Genomic DNA, 22,986 nt, shown 5'->3' with positions numbered 1-22,986 from the left:
ATGGTTGCTAAACAATGAAAAAAACGTTATGCCTACTAGCTTTACCCCTATTGCTAAGCCAGCCTGGGTTCGCAGAAGATCAAAATACCGCACAAATACTCATCGGTGAATGGCAATGTTCGCAAAACTTAACGCCGGATGAAGGTATTAATCTAAGCGTTGAATACATTCAGCTGTTTACGGCTCAACGTAACTTCACTTTAGATGGCAGTATGAAAATGAAATTTACGATTGCAGAAATGAACCAAATGCTGGGTGGCGATAGCCTAAACTACCTGTTTGAAGGCAGCGGTAGTTGGTCTACAAAACTCGGTTATTTAACCATAAAAACTGAAAATGCAACCATAAAACCAAATAACCCTATGGCGCAACAGCTGCATCAAGCCGGTATTTTAGACGTTAACAAACTAAGAGAAATGAAAAGTGAAGACACCTTTATTATTAACAGCTTAACCAGCAGCAATTTAAAGCTAACCCACGTCAAAGAAAAATTTACCACCCAGTGTACACGCACCCAATAATCTTAAAAAACCCCCACCAAAAAAATGGCTTAGGCGGCTTGACTTTTAGTTAGGCAGCCTTAAAAAGTATCGCTAAAAAAATTTATAATGCCTTGACAAGCAGGAAGCCTAGAGCACCTCTAGCTTCTTGATTTACGCAAGAAAAACCCTACCTAACGTAGGTTGATATTCATCAACCAATACCCTATATTGCGCCTCCTTGAGACACAAGACACTATATAAGGTGTATCCGCTGACCGAACGCCTTACAGTAACAGCCGTAAAAACTCAAGTTAAATTACACTAAAACACCCCAAGGATTTTACTATGACAGACTTTAATTCCATAAAAGTAACCAAGCGCAATGGACGGCAAGAGTCGATTAATCTGGACAAAATCCACCGTGTACTTGATTGGGCTGCTATGGACTTAGAGAACGTTTCAGTCTCTCAGGTAGAGCTGAAATCTCACATCCAGTTCTACAACGGTATTCATACCAAAGGTATCCATGAAACCATTATCAAGGCTGCTGCCGACTTAATTTCTGAAGATACACCTGATTACCAATATTTAGCAGCACGCTTAACTGTTTTTCATCTACGAAAAATTGCCTACGGTCGGTTTACACCGCCACATTTATTTAATCATGTCACCAAGCTAACCAATGAAAAGCGCTATGACAGCCATATTTTACGTGACTATGACCAAGCCGAATTTGACGAACTAAACAGCTACATCGACCACGCCCGCGACCTAAATTTTTCTTATGCCGCCATTAAGCAGTTAGAAGGTAAATACCTTGTACAAAATCGCGTGACTAAAGAAGTCTATGAAAGTCCGCAGATGCTTTATATTTTAATTGGTATGTGTTTGTTTGCCGACTACCCCAAAGCCACACGTTTAGATTATGTTAAGCGTTTTTACGATGCGATTTCGCTGTTTAAAATTTCGTTACCGACACCGATTATGGCAGGCGTTCGCACCCCTTCACGCCAGTTTAGTTCTTGTGTATTAATCGAATGTGATGACAGCCTAGACTCCATTAGCGCTACCACTTCAGCCATTGTTAAATACGTGTCGCTGCGTGCAGGCATCGGTATTAACGCAGGCCGTATTCGCGCGGTTGGTAGCCCCATTCGTGATGGTGAAGCGCAGCACACTGGCTGTATTCCTTTCTTTAAACTTTTTCAAGCAGCGGTAAAATCCTGCTCACAAGGCGGCGTGCGTGGTGGTGCTGCAACACTTTTTTACCCACTATGGCATTTGGAAGTTGAATCTTTATTGGTGCTTAAAAACAACCGTGGTGTGGAAGAAAACCGCGTGCGTCACATGGATTACGGCGTACAGCTTAATAAGCTGATGTACCAACGCTTAATTAAAGGCGGCAATATAACGTTATTTTCACCGCATGAAGTACCCGGTCTTTATGATGCTTTTTTTGCTGACCAAGTAGAATTTGAGCGCCTGTATGTTCAATACGAGCAAGATGACAGTATTACTAAACGCACACTGCCAGCCAGCGAGCTGTTTGGGTTAATGATGCAAGAACGCGCCAGCACGGGTCGTATTTACATTCAAAATGTCGATCACTGCAACACTCACAGCCCGTTTGATCCCAGCGTTGCACCGATTCGCCAATCTAACTTGTGCTTAGAAATAGCGCTGCCCACCAGCCCGCTTAACAACATTAATGATGAAGACAAAGAAATTGCCCTTTGTACCCTTTCAGCCTTCAACCTAGGTGCGCTAGAAAACTTAGGCGAGCTAGAAGGTTTATCCGACTTGGTGGTTCGTGCGTTAGATTCATTATTAACCTACCAAGATTACCCCCTTGCTGCTGCACGCAATGCCACTATGAAACGCCGTACTTTGGGCGTTGGGGTGATTAACTATGCGTATTATTTAGCCAAAAACGGCCTAAAGTATTCAGACGGCTCAGCCAATGCGCTAACCCACCAAACTTTTGAAGCTATTCAGTATTACTTGCTAAAAGCATCTAACAACCTGTCTAAAGAATTTGGCCCTTGCACAGCGTTTAATGAAACCACTTATTCGCAGGGTATTTTACCGATTGATACCTACAAAAAAGATTTAGACAGCATTTGTAAAGAACCGCTGCATTTAGATTGGGAAAGCTTGCGTGCCGACATTGTTAAACACGGCTTACGCAACTCGACTTTGTCTTCTTTAATGCCTTCAGAAACCTCTAGCCAGATTTCTAATGCAACCAACGGTATTGAACCGCCGCGTGGTTTAGTCACCATTAAACAGTCTAAAGACGGTAGCTTAAAGCAAGTAGTACCTGGTTATGAAGAACTGAAAGATAAATACGAACTGCTATGGAATATGCCAAACAATGAAGGTTATTTACACCTAGTTGGCATCATGCAAAAGTTTGTAGACCAATCCATTTCAGCCAACACCAATTACGACCCACAGCGTTTTGAAGGCGGTCGCGTCCCCATGCAACAGCTGTTAAAAGATTTATTAACGGCTTACAAGTTTGGTCTAAAAACCTTGTACTACCAAAACACACGCGATGGCGCCGATGATAGCCAAAGTGATATGGACGATGATTGCGCTGGTGGCGCTTGTAAGATTTAAAGGGTGAAAAAACCATGAGATACAGTACTTTTTCGCAAACGGATAATAATCAGCTTAAAGAGCCCATGTTTTTTGGGCAGCCGGTTAACGTGGCGCGTTATGACCAACAGAAATATCCTATTTTTGAATCGCTCATTGAAAAGCAGCTGTCTTTTTTTTGGCGACCAGAAGAAGTGGATGTATCGCAAGATCGTACCGATTACCGCAACCTGCCCGACCATGAAAAACACATTTTCATTAGCAATTTGAAATACCAAATACTGCTGGATTCTATTCAAGGCCGTAGCCCTAACGTGGCTTTTTTACCCTTGGTTTCTATTCCTGAACTAGAAACATGGATAGAAACTTGGTCTTTTTCTGAAACTATTCATTCGCGTTCTTACACACACATTATTCGCAATATTATTAATGACCCAGCCGTGGTGTTTGATGACATCATGCGCAACCAGCACATTATTGAACGTGCCACCGACATCTCTAAATATTACGATGATTTGATTCAATACAGCCTATTGTATAACAGGCTTGGCGTTGGTACGCATACCGTTAACGGTAAAACGCATGAGGTGAATTTGTTTGAATTAAAACGCAAACTTTACCTGTGCATGATGAGCGTAAACGTACTGGAAGCCATCCGCTTTTACGTTAGCTTTGCCTGCTCTTTTGCCTTTGCAGAACGCCGTTTAATGGAAGGCAACGCCAAAATCATTCGCCTGATTGCCCGTGATGAAGCCCTGCACCTAGTGGGAACTCAGCACATCATTAACATCATGCAAGATGGCAAAGACGACCCAGAAATGGCCGAAGTTGCCCATTCTTGCCACGCCGAAAGCCTAGCAATGTTTAAGCACGCAGCGCAGCAGGAAAAAGAATGGGCCAAGTACTTGTTTAAAGACGGCTCTATGATTGGCTTAAACAGAGGCATTCTTGACCAATACATTGAATACATTACCAACCACCGTATGCGTGCTGTTGGCCTTGAACCTGCCTTTGAAAATGCCACGCATAACCCCATCCCTTGGATTAAGGCTTGGACTAATTCAGATAACGTGCAAGTTGCCCCACAAGAAGTGGAAGTCAGCTCTTACTTAGTGGGGCAGATTAACTCAGCAATTTCAACCGATGATTTAGGTGACTTCGAGCTTTAATATGGGAAAATATAGACAAATTAGCACTGAAGACCTGATTTTTGAATTGGGTCAATCAGAAACCCTACTTGAAGGCCTAGAACGCACCGGCCATCAAGTAGAATACCAATGCCGCAGTGGTTACTGCGGTTCTTGCCGCGTAACCCTACATTCAGGCAGTGTAAAGTATGAAACCGAACCGCTGGCTTACTTACGCAGAGGTGAAGTGCTGGCCTGCTGCTGCCGACCGCTAGAACCGCTGGTGGTTAGCGTAGGTTTAATCACTAAAACTAAAAAGAGTGCCTAATTATTACCAAGCTAGAATTCAACAAAGCAGGCAAAGTGGTAATGAAAAGTAATCAATTATTTGTTGAATCTAATACATTAATACCAGTAACCGAGGGCATAAAGTATGCTGGATCTAAGCTAAAGCTACTTCCTCAAATACTTTCTTTATGCGATGGGCTTGATATAACCACTGTGCTTGATGGATTTTCAGGTTCAACAAGAGTCTCGCAAGCATTTGCACAATTAGGCTATGCCGTTGTAGCAAGTGATCGTTCTGCTTGGTCACATACTGTAGGAAATTGCTACCTGAGAAATAAAAAACAAAGGAGTGAATACCAAGAATTGATCGACCATTTGAACTCAATAGCGGGTCACAACGGATGGTTTACTGAAAATTACGGCGGTTTTGATTTTGAAGGAAGCGCAGTGCAGCCAGATGGAAGCAAAAAACCTTGGCAAGCAAAAAATACTAGAAAATTAGACGGTATTAGAGAAGAAATTGATAGATTAAATTTAGATGAGCATACCAAGTCAGTAGCAATGACAGCATTAATTTTGGCGATGGATAAGGTGGACAGCACGTTAGGGCATTTTACTTCTTACCTTAAACAGTGGTCGCCGCGCTCATATAATAATTTGCAGCTTGAAATACCCAAGTTATTCATAAATGAAAAAGAAAATCATGTGTTAAAAGGTGATATTTTTGAAACACTGAAAGATGTAAGGTGTGACCTTGCTTATTTTGACCCACCCTATGGTTCAAACAATGAAAAAATGCCACCTTCAAGGGTTAGGTACGCGTCTTATTACCATATTTGGACTTCAATTATACAAAATGATGAACCTGAGATATTTGGTGCAGCAGGTAGGCGTGAAGATACGCGTGATACAGTTTCTGGCTCAGTATTTGAAGAATTCAGAAAAGACGAAGATGGAAGATTTATTGCAGTCAAGGCTATAGAAAAACTAATCAAAGAAGTGAATGCCAAGTATGTAGCACTTTCTTATAGCTCAGGTGGTAGAGCAACTGCAAAAGAACTTAATAATATCCTCAAGTCTAATGGTCATTTATTAAAAGTTATAGAAGTTGATTATAAGAAAAATGCAATGGCTGGAATGAAATGGACAGATGAGTGGCTTAGGGATGCCGAAGAACCTAATAGAGAATTTCTTTTCCTCTTAGAAAAAAAGCCAACTTAGCGCGACTATCGGGCTGTTTTTGCTGCTGCTAGCACATCGACACTAGCAGCACCCTGCTTTTTCAGTTCATCCGCGGCCCAGTGAGCGCTTGCTCCGGTAGTAATGACGTCATCTAGCAACAATACTTTTTTTCCTGCTATGTGAGGCATGGCTTTAAACGCACCTTTAGGGTTTAAAAAACGCGCTTTGCGGTTTAAATCTTGTTGGCTTTCAATGTCTTTAACGCGCATTAAACCATTTTTTAAAAAAGGAATGCCGGTTAATAAACTTAAATGTTTAGCCAGCCAACTGGGGGCGTGATAACCCCTTTGTTGAATGCGTTTTTTCTGACCAGGAATCACCACTAGGCAATCGTAGGTTTGATTATGTTCAATCAGCGCATCAAAGAGTAAATCCACTAATAAATAACCAGCGGCTAAGTTTTTTGTATATTTAAATTCCCACACCAGTTTATTAAACGGATTTTTATACAACCAAGGCGCTAACACTTTATCAAAGGCTGCGGGGGTTTTAGCGCACTGTTGACAAATACGCAGCTGCTGCTTGGCATAATCGCTGCTTAAAGATTCAGCACACCAGTCACAGCAAATCAAATTAGCCGGTAGCAGCCGCTTACAAGGCTGGCATAAATCCCGTTCACCCAGCAGCGGTTGCATACAAATCAAACACATACCTGGCAGCAGCAGACGGCTACGCCTATGCCAATAAAAAATCTTCTGCTGCCATTGGTTAACTTTTTTAAATAATCTGGTTGACATGATTGTGTTGCTCCGGCAGGATTCAGTTAACTAAAAATTATTTAATGGTTTACAGGATACTAAGCATGACTGAGCAACGCTTTGATTGGACAAATACAGAAATCGCGGCGCTGTTTGCCCTTCCTTTTAACGATTTATTATTTCGCGCTCATTCTGTGCACCGGCAAAACTTTGATGCTAACGATGTACAAGTATCTACGCTATTATCCATTAAAACGGGTAGCTGCCCTGAAGATTGTAAGTATTGCCCCCAGTCAGCGCATTACAACACGGGCTTATCGAAAGAAAAGCTGTTAGAGATCAATAAGGTGTTAGAACAAGCCCAAGAAGCTAAAAATGCCGGTGCCAGTCGTTTTTGTATGGGCGCTGCTTGGCGTTCACCAACCGATAGAGATATGCCCGCAGTTTTAGCAATGGTGCGTAAAGTAAAAGCGTTAGGCTTAGAAACGTGCATGACACTGGGTATGCTAAAAGAAAATCAAGCGGAAGCTTTGGCTAATGCTGGTTTAGATTATTACAACCATAACCTAGATACTTCGGCTGAGTTTTATGGTGAAATTATTACCACGCGCACTTATGAAGACCGTTTAGCAACACTAGCCAAAGTACGTAAAGCTGGAATGAAAGTTTGTACGGGCGGTATTTTGGGTATGGGCGAGCAGGTGAGTGATCGTATTGGTTTGTTGCAGCAGTTGGCTTCTTTACAACCACACCCAGAAAGCGTGCCACTAAATATGTTGGTTAAAGTACCTGGTACACCGATGGCAGATTTAGACGAATTAGAGCCGTTAGAGTTTATTCGGGTGATTGCTGTAGCGCGAATTTTAATGCCAACGTCACGGGTGCGTTTATCGGCAGGACGCGAAAAATTAGACACTACGGCTCAGGCTATGGCTTTTTTTGCTGGTGCGAATTCTATTTTTTATGGTGATAAGCTTTTAACGACAGGCAATCCTGAAGCACAACAAGACCAAGCACTCTTCCATAAGTTAGGTATTAATATGCAGCAGGCTAAATCGCCAGTCACTGAACAGGTACATGAAGCAGCTTTGTTGGATATTCTGGCTGAAAAAAATACGCTTTACCAAGATGCCACTGCTAAAAAGACTAAAAAAACTAGCGTAAAGCCTTGTGGCATGGTGGTTTAGGAAAATACTGATAAATAATTAAACTTTTTTTTAAAATTAGTGTTGACACAAGAATAATTCACTGTAGAATATGCCTCATTCCAGTCAAGCACAGCGGCAAAAACAAGCCCTAAGCCCCTGATTAGAATGAAGTTTTAAGCAGTAGATTGTAGGTTTATGCGGATGTGGTGGAATTGGTAGACACGCCAGATTTAGGTTCTGGTGCCGTAAGGTGTGAGAGTTCGAGTCTCTCCATCCGCACCAAGTAAGTTCTTGATTAATAAAGAATTTCTTGGAAAACCACAAACACAAAAGAGTTACTTATTAAACCCAGCCTTTTTACAGACTGGGTTTTTTTACGTTTAGGGCATTTATTTTTCTTTAAGCAATAAAAAATCCCTGCCAAAGCAGGGATTAGTGTCAACTTACCGCTATTTAGTTAACGTAGAAGTCATCTTCTTCCATAGCCATCAGTACTTCAGCACCAGCCAATACTTGCTGCTCTAGCGCCAAGGTGCGTGGCAAAATGCGTTTAAGGAAGTGATTACCCACTTTAATTTTGCTAGCGTAGAAACCAGAAGTTTCGCTGCCTACTTTACGCTGTGCAACACTCACCATACGCGCCCACATATAACCGTAAGCCACTAGGCCAAACAGGTCTAAGTAATCAACCGAAGCTGCACCAATTTCGGCTGGATTCTGTTCAGTGGCTGCAATCACTTTTAAGGTCAGTGATTCTAAACGCTGCAGTTCAGTTTCTAGCGTCGTTGTCCAAACTTGCATATTAGGCAAATCAGCACACGTTGCTAAGAAATCACGCACTTCTTGTGTGAAAGATTTAACGTATTCACCACGGTTAGAGAAAACTTTACGACCCATAAGGTCTAATGCTTGAATACCGTTGGTGCCTTCATAAATTTGTGCAATACGCGCATCACGAACGTATTGCTCGCCACCCCACTCGGTGCAATAACCACTGCCACCGTAAATCTGCTGAGCAGTAACGGTTGCATCAAAACCACGGTCAGTAATAAACGCTTTAGCGATAGGAGTCATTAGCGCCATCATGTCATCACCGTGCTTACGAATCGCTTCATCTGCGTGGTATTTACCGATGTCTAGCTGCATACCAACGTAGGAAGCAAAGGCACGGCTGGCTTCGTTAAACGCACGAACGTTAAGCGCCATACGGCGAACGTCTGGGTGAACTAAGATAGGATCAGCCGCTTTTGTTGGCTGTTTAGCGCCACCAGGTGCGCGTGATTGAATACGCTCTTTCGAGAAATCCATTGCGCTTTGGTAAGCAACTTCGCCTAAACCTAAACCCTGAATACCTATGGATAGACGTTCGTAGTTCATCATGGTGAACATAGCGTTTAAACCACGGTTAGGTTCGCCAATCATAATGCCTTCAGAACCATCAAAGTTGATAACGCAGGTGGCTGAACCTTTAATACCCATTTTGTGTTCAATAGAACCACAGTTAACCTTGTTGAATTCGCCAAGGCTGTTGTCTGCGTTTACTTTGAATTTAGGCACTAAAAATAAAGAAATACCGCGTGTGCCAGCCGGTGCATCAGGTAGACGGGCTAATACAAGGTGAATAATGTTTTCAGCTAGGTCATGCTCACCACCAGTAATCCATAGCTTGCTACCGGTTAGGTCGTAAACGCCGTCACCTTTAGGCTCTGCTTTAGTGCTGATTAAACCTAAGTCTGTACCGGCTTGGGTTTCAGTTAAGCACATGGTGCCAATCCAGCGGCCTTCATACATAGGTGGTAAGTATTGCGTTTTTACGGCTTCGGTAGCATGAGAATCTAGCAGCAGTGTTGCACCATTGTTAAGTGCAGGGTAAAGCGTAAATGCAGCATTGGAAGAGTAAAGCATTTCTTCAAATAAAACGGTCAACATTTTTGGCATACCCTGACCGCCGTACTCAGGATTACCACCTAAACCCATCCAGCCGCCATCAGATAGCGTTTGATAAGCTTCTTTAAAACCTTTAGGTGTAAAAACTTGTCCACCTTCAAAACGGCAACCTTCAGCATCGCCACTTAGGTTTAACGGAAAAAGTTCATTTTCAGTTAACTTAGCGCCTTCTTCCAAAATGGACTCAGCTAAACTTGCGTCAATTTCTTGCGTTGCTTCCATTGAAGCCCAAAGTTTATCGGCTTCAAAAACCTCGTTTAATACAAATTGCATATCACGAAGGGGAGCTTTATACATTGCCATATTTTAGTACCTCTATCCTGTTGTACACATCTTGGTGGTATCGCTAGCTTACCTTATTTGCTGCATTGCAAAAAGCAAGCCAAGTGACTGCTAGGTTCTTATGCTCATTGACTAGATTAGCAGCTTACTCAACTTAGGTTAAGTTTTTGTGTTACTTCAACGCAGATTGTAACATAAAAAAAAAGAGGCGGCCTAAGCCACCTCAAAAACCCTTACCTTAAAAATTATTTACACTTCAAAAGCTAAACCAAAAGCAGCGGCATCCATTGCTAATAAACCATCAGCACCAGCAAGCATAGTTGCTGCATGAGTTTTAGTACGTGGTAGTAAACGCTGGAAGTAAAAACGTGCCGTGTCTAGCTTGGCTTGGTAAAAAGCTTGTTCGCTTGTACCTTCAGCTAGTTTTTTCTGAGCGATTTCTGCCATTTGCGCCCAGAAGTAAGCTAAAGTGACATAGCCTGAATACATAAGGTAATCAACAGAAGCAGCACCCACTTCTTCACGGTTTTTCATCGCAGCCATACCAATTTTCATGGTGAGGTCGCCCCATTCTTTATTCAGATCAGCTAATGGCTTAATAAATTCCTGCATGGCTTCTTGCTGGCTAGCCGACTGGCAGTATTTATGAATTTGTTTAGTAAAGCTGCGTAGGTGTTCACCCTGATTCATTAGGATTTTACGGCCTAATAAATCCAGTGCTTGAATACCGGTTGTACCTTCGTATAAACGGGTAATACGCGCATCACGTACAAATTGTTCCATGCCCCATTCTTGAATAAAGCCGTGGCCACCAAATACTTGTACGCCTTCGTTAGTCGCTTCAAAACCAACTTCGGTTAAGAACGCTTTAACAATGGGGGTTAGTAAGCCAAGAATATCGTCAGCTTCTTTTTTATCTTCTTCTTTACCTTTTTCAACCTTGTCAATAAGTTGTGCAGTATAAAGAATAAGGGCACGACCACCTTCGCTAAACGCTTTTTGCGTGAGTAACATACGACGCACATCGGGGTGTACAATAATAGGGTCTGCTGCTTTTTCAGGCGCTTTAGCACCAGAAAGTGCACGCATTTGTAAGCGGTCACGCGCATAAGCCAGCGCATTTTGGTAAGAAACTTCGATTAAGCCCTGACCTTGAATACCCACACCAATACGCGCAGCGTTCATCATGGTGAACATGGCGGCTAAACCTTTATTGGGTTGACCTACTAGATAGCCGGTAGCGTCATCAAAGTTCATTACGCAAGTAGAGTTACCGTGGATACCCATTTTATTTTCTAGTGATCCGCAAACAACACCGTTGCGCTCGCCCACTTCACCTGAAGCATCAGGCAAAAACTTAGGGACTACAAATAAAGAGATACCTTTGCTGCCTTCTGGTGCGTCAGGAAGTTTGGCTAAAACTAGGTGAACAATGTTTTCGGTTAGTTCGTGGTCACCGGCAGAAATAAAGATTTTAGTACCGCTAACTTTGTAGCCATTATTGTCATCAGGAATAGCACGGGTTTTAATCAAGCCTAGATCTGTTCCGCAATGGGGTTCGGTTAGGCACATAGTACCTGTCCAACGCCCTTCAATTAATTTGGTTAAGTAGATTTGTTTTAATTCTTCTGTTCCGTGGTGTTCTAAAGCACTCATCGCGCCGTGCGATAAACCTGGGTACATGCCCCAAGAAAGGTTGGCAGAACAAATCATTTCATTCAGCACCATGCCTAAAGAATGCGGTAAACCTTGACCACCGTAATCAGCATTTTGACTAATGGCAGGCCAGCCACCTTCTACATACTGTTGATAAGCTTCTTTAAAGCCATCTGGAACAGTGACTACACCATCTTTTAACGTACAGCCTTGTTGGTCGCCGGTTTGGTTAAGTGGAGTTAGTACGTTTTCTGCAAACTTGGCGCCTTCTTCAAGAATGGCATCGGTAACTTCAACAGCGTCATCACCGTTAGGCAGGCTTTTGTAGTGGTTTGGGAAATCTAACAATTCGTTCATGACAAAACGCATATCGCGCAAGGGAGCTTTATAAGTTGGCATAGTGACCTCGGTGCTTGGCTGATTGTTATTAGTGCTCTAATGTTGCTTTATTCAAACGTATGTTTGAAACATAAGCTAAGACTTGATAGGTGTCAAGCATTCAACCCGTATTTTTAATAAAAATTAGGCAGCGACATTCACTTCTGTGCCTTTAAAATAAGGAAGGCGATTGGTTGCTGCTAAGTCAAAAGTATCAAGAATGGCTTGATAGAATGTCGTTGGTTGCTTGCCACCTAACAAAGGATAACGCATTGCAACAGCAACAGCTTTAGAGCGGCGGATACCAAAACTAAAAGTAATAGGTAACAGTGGGCGTTTACGACCAAAACGAATTTCATCAGGTTGAAGTTCAGGTTTTATTTGGTTTTCAGTGGTTGTTTGCTTAGCCGTTGACACACCATCATTGGTGACATTTTCTTTCTGTCGACTCAATGGAGTGCTGCTAGAAGTTTCAACTGAGGGCAATAACATAACAAACTCCAGTAGTTTGCTAGCGATTTCCAGTAGTTTGCTAGCGATGCCTAGCCAAGTATTAAGCCGTAAGCAATAGTTTTTTTATAGCGTTTTTTGATAATATTTTCTAGTATAGGTAAAAATATATAAGTTAACAACTTAATAGCAACTAATAGCGCTAGCCCTGTAACTCCGGTTGCTTTGCTTTATAATGCTATAATTATTTTATCGCTTAATAATAGGGATACCGATGTATTTAATAAATTACTTTGTGCGTACTCAATCTATTTTTCTGTTTCTGCTACCTTTTTTATTGCTTAGCTTTTTGGCAGGCTGCCAAGGCGGTATTAACAATGGTGTTTCTAGCCATGTTTCAACCGGAGCAAAAAATACACCTTTAGCACAATCAAAACCCCTTAACCTGCCTAAACCCACACCCACACCTGTACCCCAGGTTAATGAAAGTCAACCAGCGCCAACCAGCGTAAAAGTTTTAACGGCAGATCCACAGCAAGGTATCCCTTTAGGTGACAACACTCAAGTTGAAATGGATAGCATTCAACCTCAGCCGGTGCCAAAACCAGCACCTGCACCAGTACCAAAACCAGCACCTACACCAGTACCAAAACCTGCACCAGTACCTGTTCCTATCGCTACTCCAGTGACACCACCGGTATCAATAATTCCACCACCTGCACCCGTTTCAGTTGCTGTGCAAGAAGCTGTAGAAGAGCCTGTCATAGCACAAGCGCCTGAACAAAATTGGTTAGAACGCTACCCTAACTTGTCAGAAGATTTAAAAAACTACCAGCAAACAATTACTCAGCTGGAAAAAGAAGCCAAGGCTTATCAAAATAGAATCAATGAGTTACAAGAAAAAGTTCAGAAGCAGTGGGGCGGTGTAGCACCTAAGCCAACATCAGCTCACCAATTTGTAAAATACACAGACGCTTACCAAAGTCGTGGTGAAATGGATTTTGATAATGGCAAAATAGTGGTTGAAACAATCGACCCATCAAACCCTAAACAGCATTTAAGGGAAGCCATTATTACCACCCTTTTAACGCCCTACGATGCAGAAAATCCAGAAATTTATACCGATAAGAAAATCAACTATGTTGGACCTGCGTTATTGGCGGGTCAGGTGTTAGATCATGAAGGTGAGCCAGTAAAATGGGAATGGCGTGCTGAGCGCTTTGCAGATTATTTAGTTGATAATAAAGTACAAGAAATTCAACGCAACGGGCAGGTCGTTTATCGCGTTGAAATTCCGCTGGTTGAAAATCATACGCAAGTACGTGGGCATCAGTACGAGCATTTAGTGAGAACCGCTGCTGAGCGCTACGGCATTGATGAAGTTTTAATTTATGCCATCATAGAAACAGAAAGTCATTTTAACCCTTATGCAACAAGTCATATTCCAGCCTATGGCTTAATGCAAGTGGTTCCGTCTACTGCGGGTAAAGATGTATTTACGCGAATCAAAAAACGTAACGATCAACCGACACGTGATTACTTATTTAATACAACTAATAACATTGATACCGGCACAGCTTATTTAAGTATTTTGCGTGATAATTATTTAAATAAAATCACCCATCCGCTATCGCGTGAATATGCAATGATTTCAGGTTATAACGGAGGTGCAGGTAATGTACTGCGTACTTTTCATCAAGACCGTGCTCAAGCAGTTAACGTGATTAACCAACTAACCCCTCAACAGGTTTACAATCAACTGCACCTAAAGCACCCAAGGGCAGAAGCAAGGGGTTATATTAAGAAAGTAACAGAGGCTCAACAGCGTTATCGAACACAAGGCTCAACTGCCTCTAGGTAAAGAGGCAGTTTTAGTAGCGAATAGATTTAATTTACTTGTTCTAAACGGCTTTTGTTCACTTCACGCATAACGTTTAGTTCAGCAATTAAATTGGACTGATTTTTAATCTCAAAGGTGTAGTTTTTACCGCTAGAAAGGGTGACTTCTGCACATTTGTTTTTGTTGCTTGTGCAAATATCCTTAGTATCAATTAAAATTTTTGCTTGAATATTTTTATCTGTAAAAATGTCACCTTCATCACTGATACAGCGCAGTTGCTTACTTTGCAAATTAAAAGTACCAGCATTTAATTTAACATCCGTTGACATAGTGCAGTTGCTTAAATGGTAAGTAGACGTACCTTCAACACGGTTAGTTTCGACAGAAAACCACACATTATTGCGTGCTTCGCCTTCTTTCAAAACGACTTGATTTACCGCAGAAGCGTTAAGCACTTGACCCGGTTGTAATGGTAAAGTGGCTTGAGAAGCTATCAGTCCAAAAGAGCAACCCATTAAAGCAAAAGCAGTTATTAACTTTTTCATAGTATGTATTTCCAAATTCAGTTTGAGTGAGTTTTATAAAGTATAGCAGAGTATTTTCTAAGCTTATTCATGTCAGTTTGCCACAGTGCTTACGCTCAAGTTACTTTTAGCTAATATCAACTTTATTGATACTAATTCCTACTAAAGCACTAGGAAAATAGGTGGTATACTGAGTCAATTATCACCATTAAAAACCATTAGCAAAGTACCCATTATTAACCCTACTTACCTAAGAAAATTTTTAAATGAAAAACTCAACTACTGCTGCAATTTATGAATCTTTAGTGCCTCATTACCAAGCCATCCTGAAAAATATGGGTGAAGATCCGCAGCGTGAAGGTTTAGTCGATACCCCTATAAGGGCAGCTAAAGCAATGGAGTTTTTAACTCAAGGTTATCGCCAAGACTTACACACCTTGGTTAATGGTGCTGTTTTTACTTCTGATACTGATGAGCTAGTCATTGTTAAAGATATCGAATTTTATTCTATGTGTGAACACCATTTACTGCCCTTTATTGGTAAATGCCACATAGGTTATTTACCTAAAGGAAAAGTGTTGGGTTTGTCTAAATTTGCACGCATTACCGATATGTTCTCGCGTCGCTTACAAATTCAAGAATTACTAACCAAACAAATTGCTGAAGCAGTGCAGGAAGTAACTGGTGCAGCCGGTGTCGCCGTTATTGTTGAAGCCCGTCATTTATGCATGATGATGCGCGGTGTAGAAAAACAAAACTCTATGATGCGTACTTCAGTAATGCTAGGGCAATTACGTGAAAATCCTACGGCTCGTCAAGAATTTTTTAAGCTGCTTGATTAGTTAACAATAAGAAAAATCACCAAAGGAGAAAGAATGCCCAATAAAAACCCCCATACTTTAGCCAGTATTCGCATTAAAAATTTACGTCTAAGAACCTATATTGGCATTAAAGAAGATGAAATACAGAACCAGCAAGACATTTTAGTTAATGTGGTGATTCGTTATACTGCTGACCGAGCAGTGCAATTTAACCGCATTGAAGAAGCATTGAATTACCGTACCATCACCAAAAAAATTATTGCCCACGTTGAAGGTGGGCGTTTTGCTTTGTTAGAGCGTTTAACTAAAGAGCTGTTAGAAATCGTGATGAGCCATGAACAAGTAGAAGTGGCTGAAGTTGAAGTAGATAAACCTTATGCATTGCGTTTTTCTGACTCGGTTTCTGTTACGCTAAGTGCTCAAAAAGAAGCCATTTAAAACCATAAACAACCCTTTTATTCCACTTTTTATCGTTAAGCTAAGTAGGTAACTTATGCGTAAATTTTTAACCTTAGCAGCCACTGTGTTGCTTCCCACCACTGCCATGCAAGCACAGGCGATAGAATTAAATATCTTAGCGGGTGGTAATGTTTGGAATGCTAGTCCTACAGGTTCTATACAAGGTAAGGCGGGGCAAGCTAACCTAGATGTAGAAAATAGCTTGGGGCTTTCAAGTGAAAACCAAACCTATTTTTTTGCACAATTCGATCATCCCATTCCAATCATTCCCAATGTAAGAATCAGTCGGACGACGCTGGATTTTTCAGGTAATAAAAATACTGCATTTAAGTTTATTAATCAGTCTTTTAATGGCGATTTACAAACCCAAATTGATTTAAGTCATACCGATGTAACGGCTTATTACCGTTTATTTGATGGCATTACCTCTTTTTTACCCCTTGTTGGCTTACGCGCAGAATTGGGTTTAACCCTACGTCAGTTTGATGGTGGTTTTGAAATAAAAGAAACTTTGTCTAATAAAGCTGAATCGGTTGATTTAAGCGCCCCATTACCCATGGGTTATGCTGGTTTACGCGTCAGTTTACCTTTAGGGCTTTCAGTGGGTGCTAATGCCAACGCAATAAGTTATAGCGGTAACAAAATCACCGATATCATCGCTGATGTGCGTTACCAATACGATGGCTTTCCATTGATTAAACCGGGAATTACGGCAGGTTATCGCAGTTTTGATGTAACACTAGATGACTTAGATGATACCTACGGTGATTTAGCTTTTAGTGGCGGTTTCTTTGGCGCTTACCTTCGTGCTGGCTTCTAAATAATATTTAAAATATTAAGTTTTGGTTATAAAAACGCCGCAATCTTTTTAAGACTGCGGCGTTTTTCTATTGCTATTTTACTGATGAATTAAAAGCTTTTAATCAATGTAAGAAGTGGCGCATACCCGTGAACACCATAGCAATGCCTGCTTCGTTAGCAGCTTGAATAACTTCTTCATCGCGCATTGAACCACCGGGCTGAATCACCGCTGTAATGCCTGCTGCTGCTGCTGCATCAATGCCATCGCGGAAAGGAAAAAAAGCATCCGAGGCCATGACCGAACCTTCCACCACTAGGTTTTCGTCTGCTGCTTTAATACCAGCAATTCTAGCCGAATAAACACGGCTCATTTGACCTGCACCCACGCCAATCGTACGACCGTCTTTAGCATAAACGATGGCGTTAGACTTAACGTATTTAGCAACTTTCCAAGCAAAAGCTAGGTCAATTAATTCTTGTTCAGTCGGTGCGCGTTCTGTAACGACTTTAAGGTCATCGGTATTAACAGTACCTAGGTCACGGTCTTGTACTAATAAGCCGCCGGTAACGCGTTTAAAGTTCGCTGCTAGCTGACGTTCACCTGGCCAAAACTCACCGGCATCTAACAAGCGTAAATTTTTCTTGCTAGCAATAATTGCTTGTGCTGCTGCTGTAATGCCCGGTGCAATAATAACTTCAGCAAACTGACGATCAACAATGGCTTGCGCTGTTGCTGCATCTAATTCGCAGTTAAAAGCAATAATGCCGCCAAAAGCACTGGTAGGGTCGGTTTTAAACGCTAGATCATAGGCTTGGTGCAAGTTTTCACCAACAGCAACACCACACGGGTTAGCGTGTTTAACAATGACACAAGCAGGCTCATTAAAGGCTTTAACGCATTCAAACGCGGCATCTGTGTCGGCTACGTTGTTAAACGATAATTCTTTACCTTGCAGCACTTTAGCCGTTGCTACGCAAGCTTCAGTAATGTTGGCTTCAGCATAAAAAGCGGCTTTTTGATGAGGGTTTTCACCGTAGCGCATTGCTTGGCGTTTAATAAACTGGGTATTAAAAGTGCGCGGAAAGTCTTCGCTGCCACCTTCAACTTTACAGCCTAAATAGTTAGCTATGGCTGAATCATAAGCAGCCGTGTGTTCAAAGGCTTTTACCGCTAAATCAAAACGGGTAGGCTGAGTAACAGCACCTTGATTAGCATCCATTTCTGTTAGCACTTGTTGGTAATCGCTGGTGTTAACAAGAATGGTGGTGAAAGCGTGGTTTTTAGCACAGCTACGGACCATAGCAGGGCCACCAATGTCGATATTTTCAATCGCCATGTCTAACGTACAGTCATCACGCGCAATGGTGGCTTGGAAGGGGTAAAGATTCACAACGACCAAATCAATCGCATCAATTTGATGTTCAGCCATGATGGCATCATCTTGACCACGACGACCCAGAATTCCACCATGAATTTTAGGGTGCAGGGTTTTAACACGACCATCCATCATTTCAGGAAAGCCAGTATGTTCAGAGACTTCCGTAACCGCTAAGCCTGCATCGTTAATCAACTTAAAAGTGCCGCCAGTAGACAGAAGCGTTACACCGCGCTCAAGCAGTCCTTTAGCCAGTTCAACGATGCCGTTTTTATCAGAAACACTCAGTAAAGCGCGACGAATGGGAAGTGGTTTTTGTATAGCCATAAGCTTGGTTCAGCTCCTTAAAAAGCCTAGATAAGATCGTATTGTTTAAGTTTCTTACGTAACGTACCACGGTTCAAACCCAACAAACTAGACGCTTGAGTTTGATTGTTATGAGTATAGCGCATCACCGCTTCAAGCAAAGGTGCTTCAACTTCGGTTAACACTAGGTCATAAAGGTTATTAACAGGCTCGCCATCAAGCTGTGTAAAGTAATTATTCAAAGCATGAATAATACTTTCACGCAAAGGGCGTTCTTGTTCTAGCTTATATACATAGTTTTTTCTTGATTCAGTCACTTTAATTTAATTCTATCAGTTATTCAGTTAAGCCCAGAGGCATTGGATACGTCTTGTAAGAAGATACGATCAACTAAAGCCAGTTGCTGCTCAGAGGTTTCTAATAAATTAAAAACTTTACGCCACTCATTGCTACCTGCTTGCTGCAAATACCAGCCAAAGTGCTTACGAGCTACTCTTATTCCCATAAAGTCACCATAGGTAAGGTAAAGCCCCGTTAAATGCTGGCTAATAATACGGTGAAGCTCAAGAGGTTCTGGATCAGGCAGCAGTTGTTGAGTATCTAACCAATGCTTAATTTGACGAAAAATCCACGGTTTACCTTGCGCTGCGCGTCCAATCATCACAGCACTCGCACCGGTTTTAGCCAATATTTGTTGTACCTTTTGAGGGGAATCAATATCACCATTAGCAATAACTGGGAAACTCACCTGCTGACAAACTTCGGCTAGCGTGTCGTATTCAGCATCACCATTAAAACGGTCTTCTCGGGTTCTACCATGAATTGTAAGCGCTTGTATCCCTTCTTGCTCTGCAAGTTTCGCAATTGTAACAGCATTTTTATGGTTTGCTGACCAGCCGGTACGAATTTTTAAAGTAACCGGCACATCAACCGCAGCAACCACAGCAGCTAAAATTTCTGCCACTAGCTTCTCATCCCTTAAAAGAGCAGAACCTGCCGCTTTTTTACACACCTTTTTTGCTGGACAGCCCATATTAATATCAATGATTTGAGCACCCAGTTCTACATTCGCTTTAGCGGCAGCGGCTAGCATTTGTGGATCACCACCGGCTATTTGAATCATTCTGGGTTCTGGCTCATCAAGGTGAGGCAGGCGCAAAAGTGACTTTTGAGTCGTCCAAAGGCTTTGGTCACTCGTCACCATTTCAGCAACGGTTAAACCAGCACCAAAGCTACGGCATAACGCCCTAAAAGGTCGATCTGTAATACCGGCCATTGGCGCTAATACAAGAGGAGTCGTGATTTTATAGCGACCTATTTGCAACACTGGGTAAACTCGACCTAGTAATCAAGGGGCGGTATCTTACCTTGAGAGGCGTTAGGATTAAAGCTTAGTGTTGTTTAAATGCACTTCAATATGAGCGCCCTGTACAAAAATAGTGGGACGATCAACACTGGCTTGCATTTCATGGCTAGCAGAGGCGGCTAATTCAGAGAAAGTAGGTTTTAAATCGACAGCCATAACAACTTCAGAGCTGACCGGCTGCGAGCTTAGATTAAGTAGTTGAATGGTTAAATTAGGTAGTGGTAATGTTTGTTCCGTCACGTTGCTGATTTTAAAGTAAACATCGATTTTTTTGCTGTTACCACTAGAAGACGTTAAGCGTACATCAGTAAAGGTGTAAGCAATCGGTGGTGCTTGATTAACAAACAGCCAGCCAGCAACCGAGATGGCAATCAACAGAAAAAAAAGACCGGCAATAAAAGGCGCAGCCATTTTTTTTGTTTTTGCTTTCTCTATTATTTCTTCTGTGTCTATTTCCGAAGCATCAACATTGGTTGAATTACTTAAAAAATCTACTTTTTCAGCAGGTTCTTGGAGTGTAGGAATGGTGATAAGAGGTAGCGGAATATTAGCTTTTTTGTTACTCGTATTGGCTAAGTTTGCAGCAAGTATCATTGATTCTAACTCTTTTTCCGCAGTCGAAATGGGGATGGTATGCGGTACATCAATCAGATGGTAACTGGCATTAAAAATTTTCATACATTCGCCACAACGAACAGCGCCTAAAGCAAGCGCTATTTCTTCTTCACTAACACTAAAGATACTGTGACAATGTGGGCATTCCGCCTGTTTTACTGAATTCGTTGTATTCATGCAGCAAAAGTCCATTCAATGTGCAATTCAAGCTTTTTTACGAATACCGGTTATACGCACCCAATCATCCTCTTGGGTTGGCTTGTCTAACTCAAACCAAGGGCTATAAGCACGGCTAACCTCTTCAGCTTGATGATGTAAAATACCTGAAAGCGCCATTTGTCCACCCGCTTTAATACGACTAGCCAACTCTTCTGCTAATGAAATTAACGGGCCAGCCAGAATATTGGCAACTAAAACATCACAGCTAATTTGTGGGCATTTTTCTGGGTAATAAACAGGAAATAGTGCTGGATCAAGCTTGTTACGTTGTGCATTTTGCTGGCTTGCTTGCAAGGCTTGAGGGTCTATATCTGTACCCCAAGCTTGTTTAGCACCCAGCAATAAACCAGCGATACCAAGAATGCCAGAACCACACCCAAAATCAAGCAGCGTTTTGCCTTCTAAATCAAGACTGTCTAACCATTGTAAACACAGTTTAGTGGTTGGATGAGTGCCTGTACCAAAGGCCAAACCTGGATCGAGTATAAGGTTAACCGCATCAGGCTCAGGCGGTTTTAACCAACTAGGCACAACCCATAACCGTTGCCCCATTTGCATGGGTTTAAAGCTGTCCATCCACTCACGTATCCAATCTTTGTCTTCTAGTATTTCTAGCTGAAGCGCTGGCATGGGTACTTCAGGGTAATTCACCTGCCACAACTGCTGCATGGTTGCTAGCATTTGTTCGGCATTTTGCTTGCCATCATACAACCCAGTTAACTGGGTTGATTGCCACAAGGGTGTCGTGCCACGTATCGGTTCAAAAACGGGCTGGTCTTCAGCGTCAGTCAACGTAATGGCACAAGCACCCGCTTCAACTAACCAGTTTTCAAACACTTCGGCTTGCTCTGGACGGATCAACGTTTTAATTTGCAACCAAGACATAATTTTCCTAAGGTTTAAAATAGGTAAGGTCTAAAATGGGTATTGTTATAGCCATCCTTGGCTAACGGCAAGTCAATAGTTGCAACAATAAATAAACTATAGACTGAGCTTTTTCTCTAGGTAGTGAATGTTAACGCCGCCTTTTTCAAAGTGGCTATCACGCACCAATTGCTTGTGTAGATCCGTATTCGTTTTAATGCCCTCAACTAGCAACTCATCCAGTGCGCCACGCATTCGAGTCAAGGCAGCTTCACGGTCAACACCCCAAGTGATTAGCTTACCAATCAGCGAATCATAAAAAGGTGGCACAGCGTAGCCACTGTAAATGTGGGAATCCATCCGTACACCTAAACCACCGGGTGCATGATACATGGTAATTTTACCCGGTGAAGGCATAAATGTTTGCGGATCTTCTGCGTTGATACGGCATTCAAAAGCATGACCCATAACTTGAATGTTTTCTTGGCGTAAGCGCAACGGTTGACCAGAAGCAATCATTAATTGTTCTTTAACAATATCAACGCCTGTCACCATTTCAGTAATCGGGTGCTCTACTTGAACACGGGTATTCATTTCAATGAAATAAAATTCACCGTTTTCATAAAGAAACTCAAACGTACCCGCGCCACGGTAATTAATGGCTTTACTGGCATCAACGCAGGCAATGAGTACTTTGCGGCGCGACTCTTCATTTAAATGAGGTGCAGGTGCTTCTTCAATCACTTTTTGATGGCGACGCTGCAACGAGCAATCACGGTCATACAAATGAACAGCATTACCTTGACCATCACCTAAAATTTGAACTTCAACGTGGCGTGGATTTTCTAAGAACTTTTCCATGTACACAGTGCCATCACCAAAAGCGGCGGCTGCTTCAGTTTTAGTAACATGAACAGCATTTAATAGTGCGGCTTCTGAATGCACCACACGCATACCACGACCACCACCACCGGCTGATGCTTTGATGATAACGGGAAGGCCAATTTTGCGTGCCATGGCTAAAATCTCATCACCATTGTCTGACAAAGGGCCGTCAGATCCTGGCACTGTTGGCACACCCGCTTTTTTCATTGCTGCAATGGCAGCAACTTTATCACCCATAATGCGGATGGTTTCAGCTTTAGGCCCAATAAATACAAAACCTGACTGTTCAACCTGTTCAGCAAAATCAGCATTTTCAGCTAAAAAACCATAACCTGGATGAATCGCTGTTGCATCGGTGACTTCACAAGCAGCAATAATCGCTGGAATGTTTAGATAGGATTGGCTGGAAGCTGCAGGCCCAATGCACACAGCTTCGTCGGCTAGGCGTACATGCATTAGATCTTTGTCGGCCTTAGAATGAACAGCAACGGTTTTAATACCCAGTTCGCGGCAAGCACGTAAAATACGCAGTGCAATTTCACCACGGTTAGCAATAACAACTTTCTCAAGCATTCTTATTCCTCACGGCGGTGTAGATTACCGCTGCATTG

General features: G+C 42.1%; 21 protein-coding genes and 1 tRNA gene. 11 read left to right on the top strand and 11 right to left on the bottom strand.

Going from position 1 to position 22,986, the window contains the following annotated elements:
- Nucleotides 1-14: 14 nt before the first annotated feature.
- From VJY63_RS00400 to VJY63_RS00380, 5 genes are all read left to right on the top strand, one after another.
- A complete protein-coding gene (locus VJY63_RS00400) occupies nucleotides 15-521 on the top strand; it encodes a hypothetical protein (protein ID WP_324047535.1) in 507 nt (168 codons plus the stop codon).
- A gap of 306 nt (nucleotides 522-827) precedes the next feature.
- Nucleotides 828-3,104 carry a class 1a ribonucleoside-diphosphate reductase subunit alpha gene (gene nrdA, locus VJY63_RS00395; RefSeq protein WP_324047534.1) on the top strand — a complete coding sequence of 759 codons (2,277 nt, stop codon included), beginning with the start codon at nucleotides 828-830 and terminating at the stop codon, nucleotides 3,102-3,104.
- Between the two features lie 14 nt (nucleotides 3,105-3,118).
- The gene (gene nrdB, locus VJY63_RS00390) at nucleotides 3,119-4,252 is read left to right on the top strand and encodes a class Ia ribonucleoside-diphosphate reductase subunit beta (protein WP_324047532.1); all 1,134 of its coding nucleotides are present in this window, start codon (nucleotides 3,119-3,121) and stop codon (nucleotides 4,250-4,252) included.
- 1 nt (nucleotide 4,253) lies between these two features.
- Nucleotides 4,254-4,538 (top strand): class I ribonucleotide reductase maintenance protein YfaE, encoded by a 285-nt coding sequence (gene yfaE, locus VJY63_RS00385; protein WP_324047531.1) that lies wholly within the window; start codon nucleotides 4,254-4,256, stop codon nucleotides 4,536-4,538.
- Between the two features lie 41 nt (nucleotides 4,539-4,579).
- Entirely contained in the window at nucleotides 4,580-5,719 is a 1,140-nt protein-coding gene (locus VJY63_RS00380; protein ID WP_324047529.1) for a DNA adenine methylase, read from the top strand.
- A gap of 5 nt (nucleotides 5,720-5,724) precedes the next feature.
- On the opposite strand, the gene VJY63_RS00375 is transcribed toward VJY63_RS00380, so the two are convergent.
- Nucleotides 5,725-6,477 (bottom strand): hypothetical protein, encoded by a 753-nt coding sequence (locus VJY63_RS00375; RefSeq protein ID WP_324047527.1) that lies wholly within the window; start codon nucleotides 6,475-6,477, stop codon nucleotides 5,725-5,727.
- A 65-nt stretch (nucleotides 6,478-6,542) separates the two neighbouring features.
- Between VJY63_RS00375 and bioB the strand changes: the two genes are divergently transcribed.
- The gene (bioB, locus tag VJY63_RS00370) at nucleotides 6,543-7,625 is read left to right on the top strand and encodes a biotin synthase BioB (protein ID WP_324047526.1); all 1,083 of its coding nucleotides are present in this window, start codon (nucleotides 6,543-6,545) and stop codon (nucleotides 7,623-7,625) included.
- Nucleotides 7,626-7,783: 158 nt separating this feature from the next.
- Nucleotides 7,784-7,868: transfer RNA gene (locus VJY63_RS00365), tRNA-Leu, on the top strand.
- A gap of 171 nt (nucleotides 7,869-8,039) precedes the next feature.
- On the opposite strand, the gene VJY63_RS00360 is transcribed toward VJY63_RS00365, so the two are convergent.
- The 3 genes from VJY63_RS00360 to VJY63_RS00350 all read right to left on the bottom strand — a co-directional run bounded on the left by VJY63_RS00360 (nucleotide 8,040) and on the right by VJY63_RS00350 (nucleotide 12,341).
- Nucleotides 8,040-9,836 (bottom strand): acyl-CoA dehydrogenase C-terminal domain-containing protein, encoded by a 1,797-nt coding sequence (locus VJY63_RS00360; RefSeq protein WP_324047524.1) that lies wholly within the window; start codon nucleotides 9,834-9,836, stop codon nucleotides 8,040-8,042.
- A 228-nt stretch (nucleotides 9,837-10,064) separates the two neighbouring features.
- Entirely contained in the window at nucleotides 10,065-11,870 is a 1,806-nt protein-coding gene (locus VJY63_RS00355; protein WP_324047522.1) for an acyl-CoA dehydrogenase C-terminal domain-containing protein, read from the bottom strand.
- Nucleotides 11,871-11,993: 123 nt separating this feature from the next.
- Nucleotides 11,994-12,341: a hypothetical protein gene (locus tag VJY63_RS00350; RefSeq protein WP_324047520.1), complete on the bottom strand. Its 348-nt coding sequence runs from the start codon at nucleotides 12,339-12,341 to the stop codon at nucleotides 11,994-11,996.
- 232 nt (nucleotides 12,342-12,573) lie between these two features.
- Between VJY63_RS00350 and mltC the strand changes: the two genes are divergently transcribed.
- Entirely contained in the window at nucleotides 12,574-14,160 is a 1,587-nt protein-coding gene (mltC, locus tag VJY63_RS00345; RefSeq protein ID WP_324047518.1) for a membrane-bound lytic murein transglycosylase MltC, read from the top strand.
- 26 nt (nucleotides 14,161-14,186) lie between these two features.
- On the opposite strand, the gene VJY63_RS00340 is transcribed toward mltC, so the two are convergent.
- On the bottom strand, nucleotides 14,187-14,684 hold the full coding sequence (locus VJY63_RS00340) for a hypothetical protein (RefSeq protein ID WP_324047516.1): 498 nt from the start codon (nucleotides 14,682-14,684) through the stop codon (nucleotides 14,187-14,189).
- A 245-nt stretch (nucleotides 14,685-14,929) separates the two neighbouring features.
- Between VJY63_RS00340 and folE the strand changes: the two genes are divergently transcribed.
- The 3 genes from folE to VJY63_RS00325 are packed head-to-tail and all read left to right on the top strand — an operon-like array spanning nucleotide 14,930 to nucleotide 16,763.
- On the top strand, nucleotides 14,930-15,505 hold the full coding sequence (folE, locus tag VJY63_RS00335) for a GTP cyclohydrolase I FolE (RefSeq protein WP_324047514.1): 576 nt from the start codon (nucleotides 14,930-14,932) through the stop codon (nucleotides 15,503-15,505).
- Between the two features lie 33 nt (nucleotides 15,506-15,538).
- Nucleotides 15,539-15,922 carry a dihydroneopterin triphosphate 2'-epimerase gene (gene folX / locus VJY63_RS00330; protein WP_324047512.1) on the top strand — a complete coding sequence of 128 codons (384 nt, stop codon included), beginning with the start codon at nucleotides 15,539-15,541 and terminating at the stop codon, nucleotides 15,920-15,922.
- A 55-nt stretch (nucleotides 15,923-15,977) separates the two neighbouring features.
- On the top strand, nucleotides 15,978-16,763 hold the full coding sequence (locus VJY63_RS00325; protein ID WP_324047511.1) for a TIGR04219 family outer membrane beta-barrel protein: 786 nt from the start codon (nucleotides 15,978-15,980) through the stop codon (nucleotides 16,761-16,763).
- Between the two features lie 103 nt (nucleotides 16,764-16,866).
- Here the strand turns inward: VJY63_RS00325 and purH are convergent, their stop codons facing one another.
- The 6 genes from purH to accC all read right to left on the bottom strand — a co-directional run bounded on the left by purH (nucleotide 16,867) and on the right by accC (nucleotide 22,948).
- The gene (gene purH / locus VJY63_RS00320) at nucleotides 16,867-18,447 is read right to left on the bottom strand and encodes a bifunctional phosphoribosylaminoimidazolecarboxamide formyltransferase/IMP cyclohydrolase (RefSeq protein WP_324047509.1); all 1,581 of its coding nucleotides are present in this window, start codon (nucleotides 18,445-18,447) and stop codon (nucleotides 16,867-16,869) included.
- 26 nt (nucleotides 18,448-18,473) lie between these two features.
- Nucleotides 18,474-18,743 carry a DNA-binding transcriptional regulator Fis gene (gene fis / locus VJY63_RS00315; RefSeq protein WP_324047507.1) on the bottom strand — a complete coding sequence of 90 codons (270 nt, stop codon included), beginning with the start codon at nucleotides 18,741-18,743 and terminating at the stop codon, nucleotides 18,474-18,476.
- Nucleotides 18,744-18,766: 23 nt separating this feature from the next.
- Entirely contained in the window at nucleotides 18,767-19,753 is a 987-nt protein-coding gene (dusB, locus tag VJY63_RS00310; protein WP_422655638.1) for a tRNA dihydrouridine synthase DusB, read from the bottom strand.
- A 57-nt stretch (nucleotides 19,754-19,810) separates the two neighbouring features.
- A complete protein-coding gene (locus VJY63_RS00305; protein WP_324047506.1) occupies nucleotides 19,811-20,584 on the bottom strand; it encodes an MJ0042-type zinc finger domain-containing protein in 774 nt (257 codons plus the stop codon).
- Between the two features lie 27 nt (nucleotides 20,585-20,611).
- Complete coding sequence (gene prmA, locus VJY63_RS00300; RefSeq protein WP_324047505.1) at nucleotides 20,612-21,511, bottom strand: 50S ribosomal protein L11 methyltransferase; 900 nt, start codon at nucleotides 21,509-21,511, stop codon at nucleotides 20,612-20,614.
- A 96-nt stretch (nucleotides 21,512-21,607) separates the two neighbouring features.
- On the bottom strand, nucleotides 21,608-22,948 hold the full coding sequence (gene accC, locus VJY63_RS00295; RefSeq protein ID WP_324047503.1) for an acetyl-CoA carboxylase biotin carboxylase subunit: 1,341 nt from the start codon (nucleotides 22,946-22,948) through the stop codon (nucleotides 21,608-21,610).
- Between the last annotated feature and the right edge of the window lie 38 nt (nucleotides 22,949-22,986).

Source organism: Marinospirillum sp. (assembly GCF_035271045.1).
In the GTDB taxonomy this organism is placed as follows: Bacteria; Pseudomonadota; Gammaproteobacteria; order Pseudomonadales; family Halomonadaceae; genus Marinospirillum.
Note: the sequence above shows the minus strand (reverse complement) of the source record. Positions and strands in the feature narration are given on the sequence as shown.